The 21,064-nt window shown below is 31.5% G+C and carries 23 protein-coding genes; 21 read left to right on the top strand and 2 right to left on the bottom strand.

Going from position 1 to position 21,064, the window contains the following annotated elements:
- Positions 1 to 104: 104 nt before the first annotated feature.
- The 19 genes from AB1J10_RS02280 to sucB all read left to right on the top strand — a co-directional run bounded on the left by AB1J10_RS02280 (position 105) and on the right by sucB (position 17,360).
- Positions 105 to 299 carry a zinc-finger domain-containing protein gene (locus AB1J10_RS02280; RefSeq protein ID WP_046208256.1) on the top strand — a complete coding sequence of 65 codons (195 nt, stop codon included), beginning with the start codon at positions 105 to 107 and terminating at the stop codon, positions 297 to 299.
- 16 nt (positions 300 to 315) lie between these two features.
- Positions 316 to 573, top strand: a complete 258-nt coding sequence (locus AB1J10_RS02275) for a NifU N-terminal domain-containing protein (protein WP_046208257.1) — start codon at positions 316 to 318, stop codon at positions 571 to 573.
- 19 nt (positions 574 to 592) lie between these two features.
- Entirely contained in the window at positions 593 to 1,711 is a 1,119-nt protein-coding gene (locus AB1J10_RS02270; RefSeq protein WP_046208258.1) for a conserved virulence factor C family protein, read from the top strand.
- Between the two features lie 35 nt (positions 1,712 to 1,746).
- The gene (gene brxA / locus AB1J10_RS02265; protein WP_046208259.1) at positions 1,747 to 2,184 is read left to right on the top strand and encodes a bacilliredoxin BrxA; all 438 of its coding nucleotides are present in this window, start codon (positions 1,747 to 1,749) and stop codon (positions 2,182 to 2,184) included.
- 364 nt (positions 2,185 to 2,548) lie between these two features.
- Positions 2,549 to 3,505: a thymidylate synthase gene (locus AB1J10_RS02260; RefSeq protein WP_046208260.1), complete on the top strand. Its 957-nt coding sequence runs from the start codon at positions 2,549 to 2,551 to the stop codon at positions 3,503 to 3,505.
- Positions 3,506 to 3,583: 78 nt separating this feature from the next.
- On the top strand, positions 3,584 to 4,069 hold the full coding sequence (locus tag AB1J10_RS02255; RefSeq protein ID WP_046208261.1) for a dihydrofolate reductase: 486 nt from the start codon (positions 3,584 to 3,586) through the stop codon (positions 4,067 to 4,069).
- Positions 4,070 to 4,078: 9 nt separating this feature from the next.
- Positions 4,079 to 4,918, top strand: coding sequence for a DegV family protein (locus AB1J10_RS02250; protein WP_046208262.1), 840 nt, complete (start codon positions 4,079 to 4,081; stop codon positions 4,916 to 4,918).
- Positions 4,919 to 5,047: 129 nt separating this feature from the next.
- Entirely contained in the window at positions 5,048 to 5,575 is a 528-nt protein-coding gene (msrA, locus tag AB1J10_RS02245) for a peptide-methionine (S)-S-oxide reductase MsrA (RefSeq protein ID WP_107365635.1), read from the top strand.
- A complete protein-coding gene (gene msrB, locus AB1J10_RS02240) occupies positions 5,568 to 5,996 on the top strand; it encodes a peptide-methionine (R)-S-oxide reductase MsrB (RefSeq protein ID WP_046208264.1) in 429 nt (142 codons plus the stop codon). The genes msrA and msrB overlap by 8 nt, the downstream gene beginning before the upstream one ends.
- A gap of 14 nt (positions 5,997 to 6,010) precedes the next feature.
- Entirely contained in the window at positions 6,011 to 6,514 is a 504-nt protein-coding gene (locus AB1J10_RS02235; RefSeq protein WP_046208265.1) for a PTS sugar transporter subunit IIA, read from the top strand.
- The gene (locus AB1J10_RS02230) at positions 6,514 to 6,735 is read left to right on the top strand and encodes a YozE family protein (RefSeq protein ID WP_046208266.1); all 222 of its coding nucleotides are present in this window, start codon (positions 6,514 to 6,516) and stop codon (positions 6,733 to 6,735) included. Before AB1J10_RS02235 ends, AB1J10_RS02230 begins: the two co-directional genes overlap by 1 nt.
- Before the next feature lie 158 nt (positions 6,736 to 6,893).
- A complete protein-coding gene (locus AB1J10_RS02225; RefSeq protein ID WP_046208267.1) occupies positions 6,894 to 8,375 on the top strand; it encodes a S41 family peptidase in 1,482 nt (493 codons plus the stop codon).
- Between the two features lie 15 nt (positions 8,376 to 8,390).
- The gene (locus AB1J10_RS02220) at positions 8,391 to 8,900 is read left to right on the top strand and encodes a GNAT family N-acetyltransferase (protein ID WP_064208958.1); all 510 of its coding nucleotides are present in this window, start codon (positions 8,391 to 8,393) and stop codon (positions 8,898 to 8,900) included.
- A gap of 10 nt (positions 8,901 to 8,910) precedes the next feature.
- On the top strand, positions 8,911 to 9,984 hold the full coding sequence (locus tag AB1J10_RS02215; RefSeq protein ID WP_046208269.1) for an undecaprenyldiphospho-muramoylpentapeptide beta-N-acetylglucosaminyltransferase: 1,074 nt from the start codon (positions 8,911 to 8,913) through the stop codon (positions 9,982 to 9,984).
- Between the two features lie 18 nt (positions 9,985 to 10,002).
- Positions 10,003 to 10,617 (top strand): phosphatase PAP2 family protein, encoded by a 615-nt coding sequence (locus AB1J10_RS02210; RefSeq protein ID WP_046208270.1) that lies wholly within the window; start codon positions 10,003 to 10,005, stop codon positions 10,615 to 10,617.
- A gap of 448 nt (positions 10,618 to 11,065) precedes the next feature.
- Positions 11,066 to 11,728: a response regulator transcription factor gene (locus tag AB1J10_RS02205; protein ID WP_064208959.1), complete on the top strand. Its 663-nt coding sequence runs from the start codon at positions 11,066 to 11,068 to the stop codon at positions 11,726 to 11,728.
- Positions 11,725 to 13,080, top strand: a complete 1,356-nt coding sequence (locus AB1J10_RS02200) for a HAMP domain-containing sensor histidine kinase (RefSeq protein ID WP_046208272.1) — start codon at positions 11,725 to 11,727, stop codon at positions 13,078 to 13,080. Before AB1J10_RS02205 ends, AB1J10_RS02200 begins: the two co-directional genes overlap by 4 nt.
- A gap of 184 nt (positions 13,081 to 13,264) precedes the next feature.
- Positions 13,265 to 16,069, top strand: coding sequence for a 2-oxoglutarate dehydrogenase E1 component (locus AB1J10_RS02195; protein WP_070038169.1), 2,805 nt, complete (start codon positions 13,265 to 13,267; stop codon positions 16,067 to 16,069).
- A 13-nt stretch (positions 16,070 to 16,082) separates the two neighbouring features.
- Positions 16,083 to 17,360 (top strand): dihydrolipoyllysine-residue succinyltransferase, encoded by a 1,278-nt coding sequence (gene sucB, locus AB1J10_RS02190; protein ID WP_046208274.1) that lies wholly within the window; start codon positions 16,083 to 16,085, stop codon positions 17,358 to 17,360.
- 533 nt (positions 17,361 to 17,893) lie between these two features.
- Here sucB and AB1J10_RS02185 read toward each other — a convergent pair.
- Positions 17,894 to 18,442, bottom strand: coding sequence for a helix-turn-helix domain-containing protein (locus tag AB1J10_RS02185; protein ID WP_070038163.1), 549 nt, complete (start codon positions 18,440 to 18,442; stop codon positions 17,894 to 17,896).
- 112 nt (positions 18,443 to 18,554) lie between these two features.
- Between AB1J10_RS02185 and AB1J10_RS02180 the strand changes: the two genes are divergently transcribed.
- Positions 18,555 to 19,142: a LysE family translocator gene (locus AB1J10_RS02180; RefSeq protein ID WP_064208961.1), complete on the top strand. Its 588-nt coding sequence runs from the start codon at positions 18,555 to 18,557 to the stop codon at positions 19,140 to 19,142.
- Between the two features lie 18 nt (positions 19,143 to 19,160).
- On the opposite strand, the gene AB1J10_RS02175 is transcribed toward AB1J10_RS02180, so the two are convergent.
- The gene (locus AB1J10_RS02175) at positions 19,161 to 20,039 is read right to left on the bottom strand and encodes an AraC family transcriptional regulator (protein WP_046208278.1); all 879 of its coding nucleotides are present in this window, start codon (positions 20,037 to 20,039) and stop codon (positions 19,161 to 19,163) included.
- A gap of 124 nt (positions 20,040 to 20,163) precedes the next feature.
- Here AB1J10_RS02175 and AB1J10_RS02170 point away from each other — a divergent pair, with 124 nt between their 5' ends.
- The gene (locus AB1J10_RS02170) at positions 20,164 to 21,030 is read left to right on the top strand and encodes a sugar phosphate isomerase/epimerase family protein (RefSeq protein ID WP_064208962.1); all 867 of its coding nucleotides are present in this window, start codon (positions 20,164 to 20,166) and stop codon (positions 21,028 to 21,030) included.
- The last annotated feature ends 34 nt before the right edge of the window (positions 21,031 to 21,064 follow it).

The following is a 21,064-nucleotide window of genomic DNA, read 5'->3' as shown; positions in this document are numbered from 1 at the left end:
ATTAAACAATCGTTGTTACAAATGATATAATATCAACAAGTCTCAAATCTTATAATAAATTAACTAGTTGGGTACTTATAATTCATTTTTAGAAGTACAGGAGCGTGAAACGTATTCTAACCTATTCTGAAAAAGAGGCAATTGATGCCATAGACCAATTAATGAACACATATTGTAAAGCGTGTTTATTGAAACGTCATATAAAAAAGACAAACGGCAAAACACAAGCACATCATTTTTGTATTAATGAATGTTCTGTCGGAAAACAAATTAAGCAAATTGGCAATGAATTACAATAAAAAGGAGCATACGATTATGGAAATAATAAATATAGCTACGACACCAAATCCAAATACGATGAAAATTGATTTAAACATAGATAGTGGGGATAACAAACCTAACACATATACAAAAGTTAAAGAGGGACAACCTGACTTCATCAATGCAGTACTAGATGTAGAAGGTGTTAAATCTATATTTCAAGCAATGAATTTTATTTCTGTAGATAAAAATTCAGAAGTAGATTGGGATACACTTTTACCAAACATCACAAAAGCTCTAGAAGAAATATAAACATAAGGAGGGTGCCTTAATGGAAATAGTACGTGTTGAACCTACACCAAGTCCAAATACAATGAAAATTGTACTAAGTGAAAAAAGAGAAGATAACCAGTCTAATACTTATTCATCAGTCGCAGAAGGGCAACCTGATTTTATCAATGATGTTTTAGCAATTGATGGTGTTAAATCTATATTTCATGTAATGGATTTTTTGGCTGTAGATAAAAAACCAAAATTTGATTGGGAAGATGTTTTACCAAAAGTAACAGCAACACTCAATGATGAACAAGAAATAACTTCCGAAGCACAACCAGATGAACATTTTGGTGAAGTAAAAGCAGAGGTTTTGACATTCAAAGGTATTCCTTATCAAATTAAACTAACGACAAGTTCAGAAGAACAACGTAAACAATTACCTGAAATATATGTTGATAGCATGTTAGCTGCACAGAAAGATGATGATAATGTTGTGTTCCAACGTAAATGGGAAGATTTTGGAATACGCTATGGCGAACTCTCAGAGGTAATGGAAGACGTCGTTGAAGAAATAACGGCAATCTATCCTAAAGATCAATTGCAAAAACGAGTTGAAGAAGCTTTAGCATCCAACGTTACAATTCCTGAAACTAAATACCGACATGTAACATTGGAAGCATATCAAGCAACTGAAAGTTGGAAAGAACGATTAAGAATGCTAAAATCATTCCCAACACCTACAATTGAAGATTTACCGTTGCTCGGTGAGGTCGTGAGTGATGAACAGAAAACACCATTAAGACGTGAAGCAATTATACTCCTTGGAATGATTGAAGATGAAATCGTACTCCCATACCTCTATAAAGGCTTAAACGATAAAAGCCCTGCAGTAAGAAGAACTGCTGGTGATTGTTTAAGCGATTTAGGTTTCAAACAAGCATTACCAGAAATGGAAAAAGCATTAGACGATCCACATAAAATAGTCAGATGGAGAGCAGCAATGTTTATTTTTGATGAAGGTGGGCCAGAGCAGTTAAATTCACTTCGTGAACATGCTGACGATTCAGCCTATGAAGTGAAGCTGCAAATCGAAATGGCTATAACAAGAATTGAAAATGGCGATGAGGCATTAGGTTCCGTTTGGAAGCAAATTGCAAATCGAAATAATAGCTAAAGAAACTATCATTAAATGAAATAGGAGTGTTATAAATGAATGCTTATGAAGCATATATGAATGAACTCGCAACACAAATGCGCAGCGAACTCACAAATCACGACTTTAACAGTTTAGAAACTGCTGTTGATGTTGATAACTTTATGAATAATGTATCTGAAGATGAAACAACTTTTGTTGTGATTAATTCAACTTGTGGTTGTGCTGCTGGATTGGCAAGACCTGCTGCAGTTACTGTTGCAGAACAAAATGAAAAAAAACCAACAAATAAAGTGACTGTTTTTGCCGGTCAAGATAAAGAAGCAACCGAAGAAATGCGCGCTTTTATTCAACAAGTACCGTCCAGTCCATCGTATGCATTGTTTAAAGGAAAAGAATTAAAACATTTTATGCCAAGAGAACATATAGAAGGTAGAGATATACAAGATATTTGTATGGATATTAAAGACATATTTGATGATTATTGTGATTAATCAATAAGACCAAGGCTGAGATATAAATAAATGTCTCAGCCTTAAATTGCTTTAATAACAAGTACAACATCCTTAATACTTATCATGCATTAATTTAATGAGCATATTTTTACTGTTTTTTGAGTAGTTTCTAGGTCATCCTTTTATTGATTATAACTATTTAAAAAGTTTATAATACTTCTAATTATTTATCATAATCATTAGAACAACCAGCCAATATTATTAAGGCATAAACTGAATACATATTTTATTCTCAAATTCCACTCATATTTTCACTTTACTAGTGGTTATTTCTTTAAATTATTGGTATTTTAAAATATGATTAACTATAAATAACTTTACTGTTGAAAGGAGTGTGTTCGTCATGCTAAATACATTTGATCAATCCTATCATGATCTTTGTAACGAAATATTAGAAATAGGAAAGCAAAAAGAAGACCGTACAAATACAGGTACTATTTCAAAATTCGGACATCAATTAAGGTTTGATTTGTCAAAAGGATTTCCATTGCTAACTACCAAAAAAGTATCATTTAAATTGATTGCAACTGAATTACTATGGTTTATCAAAGGCGATACAAATATTAAATATTTACTCCAATATAATAATAATATATGGAATGAATGGGCGTTTGAAAATTATATTAACTCAGTTGATTATAAAGGTCCAGACATGACAAACTTTGGTCATAGAGCCCAAACCGATGAGGCATTTAATAAAAAATATAAAGCGGAAATGCGTAAATTTAAAGAGCTAATTTTAAATGATGCGTCTTTTGCTAAAAAATATGGTGATTTAGGAAATGTTTATGGCAAACAATGGCGTGATTGGGAAGATAAAAATGGCAATCATTTTGATCAGTTAAAAACTGTTATCGAACAAATTAAACATCATCCGAATTCAAGACGCCATATTGTCTCAGCTTGGAATCCAACTGAAATCGATACTATGGCATTACCACCTTGTCACACAATGTTTCAGTTTTATGTCCAAGATGGTAAATTAAGTTGCCAATTATATCAAAGAAGTGCAGATATCTTTTTAGGTGTACCATTTAACATTGCTAGTTACAGTTTGCTGACACATTTAATTGCTAAAGAATGTGGTTTAGAGGTGGGGGAATTTATACACACATTCGGCGATGCTCATATTTATACAAATCATATGGAAGCTATTGAAACACAGTTGTCTCGTACAAGCTATGCGCCACCACAACTTAAAATAAATTCAGATAACTCTATTTTTGACATTAACTATGAAGATTTAGAAATAGTAAATTATGAATCACATCCAGCAATTAAAGCACCAATAGCTGTATAAAATTTTAAAAAATGATTAGTATTAATAATAATTTAATATATTTACTGATAATATTATATTACTATTAGGAGGGAAATTATGACACTTTCTATACTTGTTGCTCACGATCAGCAACGTGTTATTGGGGTAAATAATCAACTACCATGGCATTTACCAAATGATTTAAAGCATGTAAAAAAACTATCCACTGGCAATACACTTGTTATGGGCCGTGCAACATTTGATTCTATAGGAAAGCCGCTTCCTAATAGAAAAAACGTAGTATTAACAAGAAATAAATCATTCGCACATGACGGTGTAGATGTTATCCATTCAATTGACGAAATATATAATTTGCCAGGCCATGTGTTCATTTTTGGTGGACAAACATTATTTGAAGAAATGATTGATAAAGTCGATGATATGTATATTACAGTAATTGAAGATAAATATAATGGAGATACATTCTTTCCACCTTATACATTTGAAGAATGGGAAGTAGAATCTTCTATTCCGGGAACATTAGATGAAAAAAATACGATTCCACATACATTTCTACATTTAGTTCGTAAAGATACAACATAGGAGGAAAGAATAATGAAAATGAAAATTGTAACTGATTCAACATCAGATTTATCTCATGCTTATTTAAAAGATAATGATATACATGTCATCCCACTTAATTTAACTATTGATGGTAAGTCGTATGTAGATCAAGTAGACATTTCCTCTGAAGCATATATAAAAAAATTAGAAGAAAATGCTGATGTAAAAACGAGTCAACCAGCTATCGGTAATTTTATTGAGTTATATGATGAATTAGGCAAAGATGGTTCTGAAATCATTAGTATTCACATGACATCAGGGCTTAGCGGTACTTATCAAACCGCACTTCAAGCAAGTCAAATGACAGATAGTACGGTAACTGTCATAGATTCAAAATCTATTTCATTTGGATTAGGATATCAAGTCCAACATGTTGTAGATTGGAATAACCAAGGTTTTTCATCAGAAGAAATTGTTTCAAAAATAACTGACTTACAAAGTAATATAAAATTATATGTTGTTATTGGCCAATTAAATCAATTAATCAAAGGCGGTAGAATCAGTAAAACGAAAGGATTAATTGGTAATATGATGAAAATTAAGCCAATTGGGACGCTTGACGATGGTAAAATTGAACTCATTCATAATTCTCGTACTCAAAATGGTAGTATTCAATTTCTAAAAAAAGAAATCAGTACGTTTTTAGGAGATAAAAAAATTAAATCTATCGGTATCGCACACGCTAATATTTTAGAATTTGTGGATAAAATTAAAAAGCATTTTACCGAAGAATTTAATATCACTGAATATGATACAAATGTTACAACACCTATAATATCAACACACACTGGAGAAGGCGCAATAGGTCTAGTTGTTTTAAAATCATAAACTAATTTATAATAAATTAAGGTTCGTTTTAATTATTCTTTCATTTGTTAAATTTTCAAAACAATTTAATAGCTTATCACTGAAAATAATGATAACTTAATGACAAGATAATAAAAAAGGAGGTATACCATGGCATATGCGACATTAGCTGGGGGTTGTTTCTGGTGTTTGGTAAAACCGTTCACCTCTTATCCGGGCATTGAAAATGTTGTTTCTGGCTATAGCGGTGGACATGTTGAAAACCCTTCTTATGAAGATGTTAGTCATGGACAAACCGGCCATGTAGAAGCAGTACAAATCAAATATAACTCTGAAATTACTTCCTTCGAGAACATTTTAGATGTTTATTTTAAAACATTTGATCCAACTGATAATGGCGGTCAATTTTTTGATAGAGGCGAACATTATCAACCAGCTATTTTTTATCATAATGAAGCACAAAAAAAAGCTGCAGAAGCAAAAATTCAAGAGTTAAATGAGCAGGCAATATTTAATAAACCCGTAATTACACCCATAAAACCATACAAAAACTTTTATCCTGCTGAATCCTATCATCAAGATTACTATAAAAAGAATCCATTGCATTATGAGCAATATCAACGTGGTTCTGGCAGAAAAAGTTTTATAGAAAAACATTGGGGGAAACAATATGATTAAGAAAAATAAAAATGATTTAACAGAAATGGAATACTTGGTAACTCAAGAAGATGGAACAGAGCCTCCTTTCCAAAATGAATATTGGAATCATTTTGAAAAAGGGGTTTATGTTGATAAAATTTCTGGTAAACCTTTATTTACCTCAGAAGAAAAATTTGAATCAGACTGTGGTTGGCCTAGTTTCTCAAAAGCTTTAGATGATGATGAAATCATAGAGCTCGTTGACAAAACATTTGGTATGGTGCGCACAGAAGTACGCTCTGAAGATGCGAACAGCCATTTAGGACATGTTTTCAATGATGGCCCAACTGAAAGTGGCGGTTTAAGATATTGTATTAACTCAGCTGCCGTGCAATTTATACCATTTGAAAAACTGGAAGAATTAGGTTACGGAGATTTAATACCACATTTTGAAAAATAAGGAGCGAACAAGACATGTTTAAAAAATTATTTGGTAAAGGTAAAGAAGTCGACAAAGAAACGAGTGTATATGCACCTATTACTGGAGAATATGTGAAAATAGAAGATATCCCAGATCCAGTGTTTGCGCAAAAAATGATGGGAGAAGGATTTGGAGTAAATCCAACTGATGGTGAAGTTGTTTCTCCAATCAATGGTAAAGTAGATAATATCTTCCCAACAAAACATGCAATTGGTTTACAAGCTGATAATGAACTTGAACTACTTGTTCATATTGGTTTAGATACAGTACAACTTGACGGAGAAGGTTTCGAAGTATTAGTCGAAAGTGGCGATACTGTTAGTGTGGGAGACCCATTATTACGTTTTGATTTAGATTATATAAAAGAAAATGCTAAATCAGTTATTTCTCCAATAATTGTTACAAACTCAGATAACACGTCATCTGTGGCAATTGCCGACGATATAACATCAGTAACTAAAGGTGAAACTAAAATTATTGATGTGACAATGAACTAATGAAAGATCATTCATTTTATCAATTTGCATTAACAGCACGTGGTCGAAAAGACGAAAAAGGCGAATTAGCTGAAGAAATTTTTGATGATTTGTCTTTTCCACGACAGGAAAAAGATTTTCATGCTCTATCAGATTACATTGAAATGCAAGGAAGTTATACCGTTTCAATGTCTGTTTTTGATAGTTTATATGATGAATATACTGAATGGTTAAAATTTTAGTCTTAGTTTATATTTGAGAGAATATAGTAAAGTATATTAAAATAATAAAGTATCATAGAGAGCTGGGATTAATCTTTAATGATTCAATCCCAGCTACTTTTATTTTCAAATCAATAAAATTTCGATTTGAATTATACATATATTTAGGAAGTGATAAAATGTCGGAAAGATCAGACATGCAAAATGAAAACCACGAAGAAACTAAAAATAACGATGCTAATAACAAATATTCCACTAAAAATATGAGCTTTAAACGGAAAAATTTCATTTTAACAATCATAAGTATTGTGCTTATAACAGCAGTTTTAACAGTTTTTGCAACCATAGCAGTCATGAACTGGACAAGTGGGTTAGATGGAAAACAAAGAACAGAAATGAAAAAGGTTGAAGATGTCTATAGTATTTTAAATAAGGAATATTATAAAAATACAGATTCAGAAAAAATATCGGAATCTGCAATTAAGGGAATGGTAAAAGATTTAGATGATCCATATTCGGAATATATGACTAAAAAAGAATCTAAATCGTTTAACGAGGATGTCTCAGGTGATTTTGTGGGTATTGGTGCAGAAATGCAAAAAAAGGGAGATAAAATTCAAATTACAAGCCCTATGAAAAACTCTCCTGCAGAAAAAGCTGGCATTCAACCTAAAGATGTAGTGACTAAGGTGAATGGTAAGTCTATTAAAGGCCAACCACTTGAAGCTATAGTCAAAAAAGTGCGTGGAAAACAAGGTTCAAAAGTTACATTAACAATTGAAAGAGCGAACCAAGAACACGACATCACTATTAAAAGGGATAAAATACATGTTAAGAGTGTTGAATATGAAAAACATGGTAATACTGGTGTGTTTACAATAAATAAATTTCAAAGTAGTACTTCTGGTGAATTAAAATCTTTAATTATTAAAGCTCATAAAGATGGAATTCGAAAAATTGTTCTAGATTTACGTAATAATCCTGGTGGATTGCTTGATGAAGCTGTGAAAATGGTAAATATTTTCGTGGATAAAGGAAAAACCGCAGTTCAACTTGAAAAAGGCGATCAAAAAGAACAAATAAAAACATCAAACGATGCAAGCAAAGAAGCTAAGGATATGGATGTTTCAATTTTAGTGAATAAAGGTTCGGCCAGCGCGTCAGAAGTATTCACTGGTGCTATGATGGATTATAATAAAGCTAAAGTTTACGGTTCAAAAACTTTTGGTAAAGGTATAGTACAAACCACACATGAATTTGATGATGGTTCTCTATTAAAATTTACGAATATGAAATGGTTGACTCCAAAATCTCGTTATATTCATGGGAAAGGCATTAATCCTGATACAAAAATTAATGAACCTGAATATCAATCTTTAAGCGTCATACCTAATACACAGACATACCAGTTGGGTGATGAAGACAAACATGTTAAAACAATTAAAGTGGGTCTATCTGCATTAAACTATCAGTCTAATAATAAATCTAAACGCTTTGATAAGGAATTAGAAGATGCTATTAAATCATTCCAAAAAGATAATAATTTAACAGTTAATGGAAAATTCAACAAACAAACCAATGATAAATTCACACAAGCTTTAGTTAATAAAGCAAATAAAGAAGATACTGTATTACAAACCCTATTAAACAAATTAAAATAAAGAGGTGAACCTCGCATGATAAGATTAGGTACCGTAGAAGATTTACCAACTATTTTAACGATTGTAGAAGAAGCAAAGTCAATAATGCAACAAGAAAACAACAACCAATGGGATGAACAATATCCATTAAAATCACATTTCAAAGAAGATATTAGTAAAGATTCATTGTTTGTTTTAGAAGAAAAAGATACAATTTTTGCCTTTATAGTTGTCGACCAGCAACAATCTGAGTGGTATGATGAACTGGCATGGCCAATTGATAGAAAAAATGCATACGTTATTCATAGATTGGCAGCCTCATCAGAATATAAAGGTGCTGCTACAAAATTATTTGATTTTGCTGTTAACCTTGCTTTACGAGATAATGTACATGTAATGTTAACTGACACTTTTGCATTGAATAAACGTGCTCAAGGATTATTCCAAAAATTTGGCTTTATCAAATTAGGTGAAGTAAATATTGATTATCCTCCTTTCGATAAAGGAGAACCATTCTATGCCTATTATAAAAAATTAGAAGAATAGAGGTAATAATATGACAAAAATCGCATTTACTGGTGGCGGTACTGTTGGACATGTTTCTGTTAATCTAAGTTTGATTCCAACAGCTTTAGAAGAAGGACATGAAGCATTTTATATCGGCTCCAAAAATGGTATGGAACGAGAAATGATTGAATCCCAATTACCAGAAATCCCATATCATAAAATTTCAAGCGGTAAATTAAGACGATACATCTCTTTTGAAAATATTAAAGATATTTTTAAAGTATTAAAAGGTATCTTCGATTCAAGACGCATATTAAAAAAAGAAAAACCTGACCTATTATTCTCAAAAGGTGGTTTTGTATCTGTGCCTGTAGTTATCGCTGCTAAATCCCTAAAAATTCCAACTATTATACATGAATCTGATTTAACACCCGGACTAGCAAATAAAATTGCTTTAAAGTTTGCTAAAAAGATTTATACAACCTTTGAGGATACATTACAATACCTGCCGAGTGAAAAAGCGGATTTTGTAGGTGCTACAGTGCGGGAAGATTTAAAAAGTGGTGATAAAAATAGAGGCTATCAGTTAACAGAATTTAAAGATAATAAAAAGGTTTTATTAATCATGGGTGGTAGCCTTGGAAGTAAAAAGTTAAATGATATTATTAGAGATAATTTAGACGCATTATTAAATAATTATCAAGTGATTCATTTAACTGGTAAAGGATTGCTGGATCAATCCTTGACAAATAAAGAAGGATACGTTCAGTTTGAATTTGTTAAAGACGATTTAACTGATTTATTAGCGATAACAGACACAGTTATTAGTCGTGCTGGCTCAAACGCTATATATGAATTCTTGGCATTAAGAATTCCAATGCTCTTAATTCCATTAGGCCTTGACCAATCTAGAGGAGATCAAATTGACAATGCGAAAAATTTTGAATCTAAAGGTTTTGGAAGAACAATTCCTGAAGACACTTTAACCGAGGATAAACTCATCGATCAGTTAAAAGATATCGAAACTCACCGTGAATCTATTATAACTCAGATGCAAACATACAAAGAAAGTTTTACACGCCAAGATTTATTTCATAAAATTATTAAAGATGCAAATAACTAATAATAGGGAGGATACGCAATGAGTCGTTGGAAAAGAATAAGTCTACTCATTATTTTTACATTAATTTTTGGCATTATTGCATCCTTCCATGAATCAAGATTAGGGAAATGGATAGACAATGAAGTTTATGAATTCATATATTCTTCTGAAAGTTTTATAACTACTACATTTTTCTTAGGAGTAACTAAAATCGGGGAAGTATGGGCAATGGTTTGTTTATCATTATTACTTATCGCCTATTTAATGCTTAAAAAATTAAATATAGAGGCACTTTTCTTTGCAATAGCAATGAGTTTATCAAGTACTTTAAACCCATTATTAAAAAACGTATTTGACAGAGAACGACCTACACTATTACGTCTCATAGATATCTCTGGTTTTAGTTTTCCAAGTGGACACGCAATGGGGTCAGCCGCTTTCTTTGGCAGTACCATTTACATTGCTAATCGTGTCTTGAAAGGTAAAACAAAAGGAATTATGATAGGTCTTTCAGCACTATTTATTATTTTAATTTCATCATCAAGAGTATATCTTGGTGTTCATTATCCAACTGATATCATTGCTGGTATCATTGGTGGTGCTTTTTGTGTCGTATTATCAACATTAATATTAAGACACAAATTAAAAATTTAAAAAATAACGAAATAGAACAAATGGCAATTTCTATATAAAATAGAAATTGCCATTTTTTAAATTCATCTGAGATACTTATATCTCAAACTTAATTTAATTGTGTCAAAAATTATTATAAAAACCGATTTCATAATGCAAACCGGTTTCTATATATACGTTGATTTACAACGTTAGTCTTTTACGGGCATATAAAAGGGGATATTTACGAAAATGATCAATTCTACTAAAACAAATATGTGTGGGGGGAATGTCTATGTAGTATTGATAATCATTTTCAATTACATTATACAACACTGAGAATAATTGTCAATTAGATTTCGAATATTTTCTTATTTTTTATTTCAACATCGTTATACTTATTTATATTCAATATCTTATTTTATTTTTAATACCCTGTTACTTTCTATAAACTGTTATTTCATATATTATATATTTTGAGGTGTAAGCAATGACAAAAATTTTAATTGTTGAAGATGAACAAAATCTTGCACGTTTCATCGAGTTAGAATTAGAGCACGAAAACTATGCAGTAGATATTGAATATGATGGCAAACCTGGGTTAGAAAAAGCTTTAACAGATGATTACGATTTGATTTTGTTAGATTTGATGCTACCTAATATTAATGGTTTAGAAATTTGTAGACAAGTCAGACAAAATAAATCCACTCCTATAATTATTATCACAGCAAAAAGTGACACTTACGATAAAGTAGCTGGATTAGATTATGGGGCAGATGATTATATAGTAAAACCCTTTGATATTGAAGAATTATTAGCAAGAATAAGAGCAATGTTACGTAGACAGCCACAAAAGAACATCATCGACATGCAAGGCATTATTATAGATAGAGATGGCTTTAAAGTAACTGTAGATGGTAATTCTTTAGATTTGACGAAAACAGAATATGATTTATTGACCTTATTAGCTGAAAATCGTAATCATGTATTACAGCGAGAACAAATTATCGCAGATGTGTGGGGTTATGATTCAGAAGTTGAAACTAACGTTGTTGATGTATACATCCGCTATTTAAGAAATAAGCTTAAACCATATAATAAAGATAAAATCATAGAAACTGTACGTGGCGTGGGATATGTGGTTAGAAAATGAAACAGCGTAAATTAAAAACCAAGTGGATGATTATCACAACAACGATTACATTTTCAACCATATTTATATTTAGTTTAATTATCATATTCTTTCTAAGTAACGCATTACGTCACAACGAACTAAGCGAAGCTGAAAGAAGTTCATCGGATATCATTCAACTTTTCGAATCTAAACAATTGAATGATATTACACCATTAGACTTAAATGCTTCGTTAGGTAATTTTCAAAAAGTGATTCTTTATAATAAAAATGGTGAAAAACAAATAGAGACTTCAAATGACAACGATATCGTTTATTCACCTAATTTCAAACCTAAAGAAATTGATACGGCTTTAATAAAAAAATACCATAACAACGATTATTTAATTATTACAAACCGGATTAATACGCACCATTTTAAAGGATATAGCGTAATCATTCATTCTTTAGAGAATTATAATGCACTCGTCAATTCATTGTATTTTATTGCACTCATATTTGGAGTGATTGCTACTTTTATAACTGCAATGGTAAGTTATTTCTTCTCTGCACAAATTACAAAACCATTAATCTTAATGTCTAATAAAATGCAGCAAATTCGTCGTGATGGTTTCCAAGAAAAAGTGGACTTAGTTACTAATTATGAAGAAACAGATAATTTAATTGTCACTTTTAATGAAATGATGTTCCAATTAGAAGAATCGTTTAACCAACAGCGTCAATTTGTTGAAGATGCTTCACATGAGCTACGAACTCCATTACAAATTATTCAGGGTCACTTAAATTTGATACAGCGGTGGGGCAAAAAAGATGCAGCAATTCTTGAAGAGTCACTCGACATATCCTTAGAAGAAATGACTAGAATTACAAAATTAGTTGAAGAATTATTATTGTTAACAAAAGATAACAACAACAGTAAAGAAAATGAAACCGAAAGTGTAGAAATTAATCAAGAGATTACATCCAGAATTAAATCACTAAAACAACTTCATCAAGATTATGTTTTTGAATTTGTACCTTATCAAAAACCGCTTAATATAAAAATAGACCGTTATCAATTTGAACAAGTCCTAATTATCTTTATTGATAACGCCATGAAATATGATCAAGTTAATAAATATATTCAAATTCAAACAAATCTAAGGAACAAACAAATATCAATTGAAATCACTGACCATGGTGTAGGTATTCCAAAAGAGGATATAGATTTTATTTTTGACAGATTCTATAGAGTTGATAAATCCCGTTCCAGAAAGTTAGGCGGCAATGGTTTAGGTTTGTCGATAGCTAAAAAAATCATTGAATTAAATCATGGGACAATTCATGTAGAAAGTGAAGTAGGAAAATACACGACATTTAAAATCACATTTTGATTATTAACAGGTTACTCATTCAAGTGAAAATATGTTACGCTATAAAATGAAAATACAATTAGCAGAGCCAAATAAAATCAGGTTCTGCTTTTTTCATATAACTAGTTATTGATACTTTAATTTGCGTTTATTTAATGCTATTATTGATTTGTAAGCGTTTTAACTATTTTGTGGAGGGTGTAATATGAGCAACGAAAGTCAGGTTACCCAGGCACCTGTAAATTTCGGGGCAAATCTTGGATACATTTTAGATCTATATGATTTATATTTGAATGATCCAGCTTCAGTCCCTGAAGATTTACAAGTCCTATTTAGTACAATCAAAAACGGTGAAGCAAACATCACAACAAATACAGCTGATGGTCAACAAAATACGACTAAAGCTGATAGCACGATTAAACGTGTTATGCGTCTCATAGATAACATACGTCAATATGGGCATTTATTGGCAGATATTTATCCAGTTAACAAACCTGAAAGAGAAAATGTTCCAAAATTAAATATTGAAGATTTTAATTTGGATAAAGAAACACTAGAGTCAATTTCAGCAGGTATTGTATCTGAACACTTTAAAGATATTTACGATAATGCTTATGAAGCTATTGTTCGTATGGAAAAACGTTATAAAGGACCTATTGCATTTGAATATACACATATCAATAACAATAGGGAACGTGTATGGTTAAAACGTAGAATAGAAACACCATACAAAGCAACATTAAACGATAATCAAAAGATTGAATTATTTAAAAACTTAGCACATGTAGAAGGCTTCGAAAAATATTTACACAAAAACTTTGTGGGCGCAAAACGTTTCTCAATAGAAGGTGTAGACACACTAGTGCCAATGTTACAACAAACATTAAGACTTGCTAGTGACGAAGGCATTCAAAATATACAAATAGGTATGGCCCACCGTGGTAGATTAAATGTACTTACACATGTGTTAGAAAAACCATATCAAATGATGATTTCTGAATTCATGCACACTGATCCAATGAAATTCCTACCAAAAGATGGTAGTTTAGAATTAACTTCAGGTTGGTCAGGAGATGTAAAATACCATCTTGGTGGTGTAAAAACTACAAATTCTTATGGCAGTGAGCAGCGCATTTCCCTTGCGAATAATCCAAGTCATCTTGAAATCGTTGCGCCGGTTGTATTAGGTAAAACACGTGCAAATCAAGATGATACCGACAAACCTGGAAAAGTTCATACTGATTTCCATAAATCTATGCCGATATTGATTCATGGTGATGCTGCTTACCCAGGACAAGGTATTAACTTCGAAGCTATGAATTTAGAAAATTTAGACGGCTATTCAACAGGTGGTACACTCCATATTATCACTAATAATAGAATTGGCTTTACAACTGAGCCAGAAGATGGTCGTTCTACAACGTATTCATCTGATGTTGCAAAAGGCTACGATGTACCTATCATGCATGTTAATGCAGATAATGTTGAAGCAACTATTGAAGCAATTGAAATTGCTATGGCGTTTAGAAAAGAATTCCATAAAGATGTTGTCATTGATTTGGTTGGTTATCGTAGATATGGGCACAATGAGATGGATGAACCATCCATTACCAATCCGTTACCATACCATAATATTCGAAAACATGACCCTGTTGATGTACTTTATGGTCATCAATTAGTTCAAGATAATATTATTTCTGAAGATCAAATGAATCAAATCTTTGATGAAGTTCAAAAAGAACTCCGTGCCGCTCATGATGAAATAGATAAAAACGACAAGATGGATAATCCAGATATGCAAAAACCAGATAGTCTTGCCGAACCACTCCAAAGTGTCGATGTGGATGTAAGTTATGAACAACTTAAAGAAATTAATGATGCAATGCTATCATATCCATCTAACTTTAATGTTCTTAAAAAATTAAATAAAGTCTTAGAGAAAAGAAGAGAGCCTTTTGAGAGCGAAGATGGATTAGTTGATTGGGCTCAAGCAGAACAATTAGCATTCGCAACAATCACTCAAAAAGGTACGCCTATTCGCTTAACTGGACAAGATAGTGAACGTGGTACATTCAGTCACCGTCACGCCGTACTCCATGACCCTGATTCAGGTGAAGAATATATCCCACTTCACAATGTTCCAGGACAAAAAGCAACTTTTGAAGTGCGTAACTCGCCACTATCAGAAGCAGCGGTTGTTGGTTTTGAATATGGTTATAATGTGCAAAATAAAGATTGTATGACAATTTGGGAAGCCCAATATGGAGACTTTTCTAATATGGCTCAAATGATATTCGATAACTTCTTATTTAGTGCTAGAGCTAAATGGGGTGAACGTTCAGGTTTAACACTATTCTTACCTCATTCATTTGAAGGTCAAGGGCCTGAACATTCATCTGCACGTTTAGAAAGATTCTTACAATTAGCTGGGGAAAATAACAGTACAGTAGTAAACTTATCAAGCTCAAGTAACTACTTCCATTTACTGAGAGCTCAAGCTGCTAGCTTAGGTACACAATCAATGAGACCACTAGTAGTAATGTCTCCTAAGAGTCTCTTACGTAATAAAACAGTTGCTGACCCAATTGATAAATTTACATCTGGAAAATTCGAACCAATTTTACCAGAAGAACATGATAAAGAAGCTGTTAAAAAAGTAATTCTAGCGTCAGGTAAAATGTTTATTGATTTAAAAGAATATTTAGCAAAAAATCCAAATAATTCAATTTTACTAGTTGCCGTGGAAAGATTATATCCATTCCCAGCTGAAGAAATTGAAACATTACTAAATGAATTACCTTATTTAGAAAATGTAGCTTGGGTACAAGAAGAACCTAAGAACCAAGGCGCTTGGTCATTTGTTTATCCATATCTGAAAGAATTAACTACAGATAAATACGATTTAAGCTATCATGGCCGTATTCAACGTTCAGCTCCTGCTGAAGGTGATGGAGAAATACACAAACTTGTTCAAAATATGATAATCGAACAAAGCACAAAATTTAACTAGGGGGAAGTTAAGCATGCCAGAGGTAAAAGTTCCAGAATTAGCAGAATCCATTACAGAAGGTACCATTGCAGAATGGTTAAAACAAGTCGGTGATAGTGTAGATAAAGGTGAAGCTATCCTTGAATTAGAAACAGATAAAGTAAACGTCGAAGTAGTTTCTGAAGAAGCTGGTGTATTGCAAGAATTACTTGCAAATGAAGGTGATACGGTAGAAGTTGGCCAATCTATCGCTGTTGTAGGCGAAGGAAGTGGCAATAATAATTCTGAAGCACCTAAACAAGATAATTCTGAATCACAAGCAGCTGATAGTAACGAAAAATCAGAGCAACCAAAATCAGAAGCTCAAAATGATAATGAAAGTACTGCTGACGATTCACAAAATAAAGGACAACGTGTTAATGCGACACCATCTGCACGTAAATATGCACGTGAAAAAGGCATTGACTTATCCGAAGTAGCAACGCAATCAAATGATGTTGTTAGAAAAGAACATGTTGATCAATCACAAAATAATAAGAATGAACAAGCTGCACAATCATCATCAAAAGAAGAACCTAAAAAACAAGCAGCTCCACAAAACCCAACAAAACCAGTTATCAGAGAAAAAATGTCTCGTCGTAAGAAAACAGCTTCCAAAAAGTTATTAGAAGTATCTAATAATACAGCAATGCTAACAACATTTAATGAAGTTGATATGACAAATGTGATGAACTTACGTAAACGTAAAAAAGAACAATTTATTAAAGATCATGATGGTACAAAACTAGGTTTCATGTCATTCTTTACAAAAGCATCAGTAGCAGCATTGAAAAAGTACCCTGAAGTAAACGCTGAAATTGATGGTGAAGACATGATTACGAAACAATACTATGACATCGGGGTTGCCGTATCTACAGATGACGGATTACTCGTACCATTTGTAAGAGATTGTGATAAGAAAAACTTTGCCGAAATTGAAGATGAAATAGCTAATTTAGCTATCAAAGCGCGTGATAAAAAATTAGGTTTAGATGATATGGTAAATGGCTCATTTACTATTACCAATGGTGGTATCTTTGGTTCAATGATGTCTACACCAATTATTAATGGTAGCCAAGCTGCGATTCTAGGTATGCATTCTATTATTACACGTCCGATTGCTATCGACGCAGACACAATTGAAAACCGTCCGATGATGTACATTGCATTAAGTTATGATCATAGAATCATCGATGGTAAAGAAGCAGTAGGTTTCTTAAAAACTATTAAAGAATTAATTGAAAATCCAGAAGATTTACTATTAGAATCTTAATCCACAACACAAAATAGTTTATTAACCTTAATACAACGGCGTTCAGCGTCGTTGTATTTTTATGTGCTTATTTCATTTTTGATAACATTCAAATGCACGCTCTAGTATTATTTTACTGTTGAAAGTCATTGTAATGATTTGAATATAAAATAAAAAGCACCTAAATTATTTAAGTGCTTTTGTATTATATGAAAGATATTATTACAAATAATAAAGCACAAGCTAAGCAGATGTAGCCTGTAACTTTAAAATTTTGCTTAAAAAATACATAACTTAAAATGAAAATAGATAGAGTTAGACTTAAGGTGGATAGTAGAACAGATACATGAATGATATTAAAACTTATGAAAATATGAAAAACAAATAACATTGTAGCTATTATTAATAATATTATTTCAAGTGGTTTTAAATCTTTCATTTGAGGATTGACCAAAATATTGTCCTCCCTGAATTTATCTAATTAAGCATATCCATATCATCAAACATGAAAAGCTGTAAAAATATTCATTTCAATCTATTGATATTATTACATATTAATAATGAATAGTCATATGTAAATACACAGGTTCATCATGTTGGTTTAAATATTGGTGAAATATATTTCCATTGAATTTAATAGCTTCATTTTTATGAATAACAAAGGCTTCTCCATCTAATATAAGTGTTAAGGTACCTTCATAGACTGTGATATATTCCATTGTATTTGATCCATGGGGCGACCCGTCCATTTGCCCTTCAACTCCAATAACAACCATATAGCTTTCAAACTTCTTTTCAATATCAAACTTAAATAGAGGATATGCTTTATATTTATTATCTTCTGAAATTAAGGGTTGTATTTCATTCAAACTAACTTTCTGTATAATATTGCTATTTTCTTGTGTTAATTCTGTGAATGATACTTTTAAACCATTTGCTATCTTCCATAATGTTGTGATAGATGGAATGGATATCTTACGTTCTATTTGTCCCAACATTGTTTTACTTACACCTGTGACATCAGATAATTGTTCCAATGAATAACCACTTTGTTTTCTATATAATTTTAAATTTTCAGCTATAATGTCGTTAATTTCTCTCATCAATTTAAGCACCTCTATTTACAATATAACGTATAAACCATATACTTTAAAGACCAAACATTATAACGTAAATTTGGACGTTATAATGTTTTGATACGTGGGGGAGATTAAAATGTTAATAATATCTATGCTTATATATGCTGTTGTTGCAAGCTTTACACCCGGTCCTAATAATATAATGGCTTTGTTTTTTTCTCAAAATTTAAATTTTAAAAGCAGCTTACGATTTTCAATTGGTGTTGGATTTGGTTTTCTTTTGTTGTTACTAATATCCAGTATATTTAATACAACTTTGCATGCCGCTTTTCCTAAAATTGAATTTTTGATGAAAATATTTGCATTTATATATTTACTTTATTTAGCTTTAAAGATTTCTATGAGTTCTATTTATGGGACAAAGCAAACTTTTAGTCACAAGCTCAGTGGTTTAAAATCTGGTGTAATGCTACAATTCATTAATCCTAAAGGAATTATTTATGCTTTAACAGTAATTTCTACTTTTATCACACCTTTTTCTACGGATTGGCAAAAACAATTACCCTTTATTATCTTACTGGCTATTATCGGTTTTTTAGGTACTTTGAGTTGGGGTGTTTTAGGTTCTTTATTTAAATCATTTATATCAACACATGAACGTATATTTAATTTTGTCATGGCTGGTCTATTAGTTTATGTTGCTATAAATATTTTAATACACTAGTTATGAAATGATTGTTATTTAATGATTATCATATTGTTGTGAAAATTCGCGCGGACTACAACCATATGAGGTTTTAAATCTTCTGTAAAAATTCGAATAATCACTAAAACCACAATGAGTTGCTACTTGTTGTGGATTTTCTCCATTTTTTAATAACCTTTGAGCATTTTGCAAACGCAGATTTAATAAATAACGATATGGTGGATAGCCAACTAGTTTTGTAAATTGTTGCGTGATTTTATGTCGACTTACAAAAAATTTATTTTCAAGTTGCTCTAATGATATTTCCTGACTGTAATGTAATTCCATATAGTCTAATACCTGTCTAACTAAGTGACTAGATGGGTCATCACTATAATCAACGATACCTTCATTTTCTATTGCTACTCTATTAAGTATGATTAAAAACTGTGTCAGTAAAGATTTAGCAGCTAAATCTTTACCAAAAGCTTGATTATCTTGTTCATTAATTAAACCTTGTAACAAATAATATAATTCTCTTTTTTGATATTCCGATAACTGCAATAGATATTTAAATTTAGATGAATATTTATCAAAACACACGCTTAGATCACAATTTTCTACAGAAAGTTCATTTATTATTTCAGCATCAAATCGTAAGCCGATACGCTCTGCGTGACCATCCTTTTGTTCATCCAAACGATGGAATTCGTATGGTGGAATAATGAGCATTGAGCCAACCTCTAAATTAAAAGATTGTCCTTCTATGGTATAAAGCAAATTACCAGATAATGAAAAAAATATTTCATAATGATCATGATAATGTAATTCATTTCCAAAATGACCGTCACTTATTTTATGCCATGCGGCGTATTGACCATCAAAGGGTAATGAAATTGTATCAAATTGTTGGGTAAATGTTTCTCTATCTTTCATGAAAATATCCCTCCTGCTCAAAAAACATACTTTTTTCCATGATTTACAATGTTGTTATTTTTCCCTCAAATTATAATTATATTATAACACTAAAATATAAATATTTTTGAAAGGAAGAATGAATATGACATCAACTCAAATTGGCGTTCAAATGATGATGCTCAAACAAAAAGTACAAGAAGAAGGATTATATAACGTACTGAAGAAAGTCAGTGATTTAGGTTATAATGCGGTCGAAATTTCTCAAATCGACATGAACCCACAGAATATTGAAGCAATGCAACAAGCGATTAATGATTTTGGAATGAATATTGCAGCAATGTCCTGTGGTGTAGAGCATATATCTGCTAAACAAAAATATCCTGGAGATACATTAGAAGATGATTTCGATAAAATTGTAGCTGATTGTAAAGCTGTGAACTGTTCTATTTTGAGAATAGGAATGTTACCAATTAACTATATGGGATCCAAAGAAAGCACCTTACAATTTGCTGAAATTTGTGAAACTTATGCCAAAAGACTTAAAGAAGAAGGCATTGATTTATACTATCATGCCCATAATTTAGAATTTGTTCAATACAATGGACAATTTATGCTTGATTTAATGAGAGATCATACAAATCATTTAGGTTTCGAACTAGATATCCATTGGATTTGGAGAGCAGGACTTAATCCAATAGATGTCATTCCAAAATATGCAAATCGTATTCGTGCTATACATTTAAAAGACTATCGAGTAGGTGAAATAGATATGTCACAATACCCTGGCGAAGGACATGAAAAATTATATTATATGTTACATATGATTACTCAATTTGCTGAATTAGGAAAAGGCACTTTACCGCTTAAGGATATTATTGAAATTGGACGTGAAAGTGGCAGTGAATATTTCTTCGTTGAACAAGACGAGCTATACGGCGAAGATCCATATAATTGTTTAACAATTAGCCGGGACCACTTATATGATCTGGGTTATAAATCTTGGTTTTAATGTTTACTCTAAAATAAATATTCTGTGCTTATTT

The organism is Staphylococcus cohnii species complex 1663 (assembly GCF_041008415.1).
GTDB lineage: Bacteria > Bacillota > Bacilli > Staphylococcales > Staphylococcaceae > Staphylococcus > Staphylococcus ureilyticus.
This window is presented reverse-complemented; position numbering and strand designations above follow the sequence as displayed.